This is a genomic window from Agriterribacter sp. (assembly GCF_035444585.1).
Lineage (GTDB): Bacteria > Bacteroidota > Bacteroidia > Chitinophagales > Chitinophagaceae > Agriterribacter.
Genome location: NZ_DAOMOZ010000199.1, coordinates 1 through 1,485 on the forward strand (window position 1 = coordinate 1; position 1,485 = coordinate 1,485).

The 1,485-nt window shown below is 46.0% G+C and carries 2 protein-coding genes; both read right to left on the reverse strand.

Annotation, left to right across the window (positions count from 1 at the left end; all coding sequences use genetic code 11):
* Nucleotides 1-391: Gfo/Idh/MocA family protein (locus tag PLH26_RS17380; protein ID WP_324587301.1), on the reverse strand; the 391-nt coding region annotated here is incomplete at its 3' end.
* Nucleotides 392-646: 255 nt separating this feature from the next.
* Nucleotides 647-1,485, reverse strand: an 839-nt coding sequence (locus tag PLH26_RS17385; protein ID WP_324587302.1) for a sialidase family protein, incomplete at its 5' end; no start/stop codon positions are given.

Here is a 1,485-nt window from a genome sequence, read left to right on the forward strand (position 1 = left end):
CCCCGGCTTCCAATGCACCAATGATCATGGGCTTATGCCATTCCCAGGGCGTTGCTATTACTATGCCGTCTACTTTTTCTGTGTCCAGCAGTTTTTTCCAGGCGTAATTATCACCTGTATACACCACAGGCATTTTTTTCCCGCTTTTCGAGATCAGCTCTTTTGATGATTTTAAAGAGCGCTCATCTACATCACAAATGGCGGTTACATCCACATCCGCTCTTCTTAACAGCAGGTCAAGGTGGTTCTGTCCCCGTAATCCCACGCCAATGATCGCCATTTTAACTTTTGGATCGGCGCTTCTTTTTCCTGCAAATAGAGTAGCCGTTGGCAATACGGTAAGTGAGGCGGCTGCCAGGCCCGCATTCTTTACAAATTCTTTCCTGTTCATATGGTTTTGTTTAAGAATTGCCGTTTTGTTTAGTACAATGACAATGCTGCAATGAAATTAATGTATTAATCTTCAACGGGCACATGCAAACGGTTGCGCAAAATGCTGCCGGGCTTTCCCCCATCCCTTGTGCCGTGCGTAACTCCTTTGTTAAGTTTCGTATAACCGTTAACATTTTTTACCCGAATACTGCCAGGGATATAAATTCGTGAAAACCCGTGCGATCTGTAGCTAAGAAGTATGCCGGGCAATTGCTCACCGCCACTTTACCGCGGTAAACACAATTCTTGAATACCCCTTTTTCTCATATAGAATACCAATTTCTTTCTTCGATAGATTTACGATATCCGAATAAGCAGCATAATCCCTTTTACCGTCTTCGCTTTTAGCGATTACAAAATTCTTCTTCCATGTTTTGCCGTTGTCGTAGCTGATCCGTAAGGTTAAGTTATCCCTGCTTTTGGTATCCGCAGCATTGCAAAAGGCGATAATGTTTTTTCCTTTTTTCCTGCCGATCGTTAATATGCTTCCCTGGTTAACAGGGTCGGGGAGATTATTATCAAAATAAGTCGTATCCCAGGTAGCACCACCATCACTGCTTAGGGAAACGATCCTTGCACGTATATCTCCTTTCTGGTTGCGGCTGTTCATCATGAGTTGTCCTCCTGAAAGTTCGGCTGCCATGGATTCGTTGCTTCCCGGGAGGTTCACCGTTCCGCCCAGGTGAAAGGTTTTGCCATGATCGTCTGTATAAAAACCATGCGCCCGGTAATCGGCAAACTGCGGCTGGGGATTGCCGGCAGAATGATTGGCCGCTACAAAAATGCGGCCCTTGTATTTGCCTTTGCTGAATTGCATGGCATGACCGGGCGTATTGGCATAGCTGCGCCAGTCTTCGGGGAAATCATACGCCGGGTTTGCCTGCGGCTGTTTGGGGCGATGTGTTTGCGTGGTGATGTTCACCGGTTCGCTCCAGGTAATACCATTATCGGTTGATGTTGTATACCAAACCTCTCTCAAACCTTTCCCTTTTCTTACTTCTCCCTCGTGGTTATTGCCGGTATTGTAAAACAAAAATATCCTTCCCTGCGGAT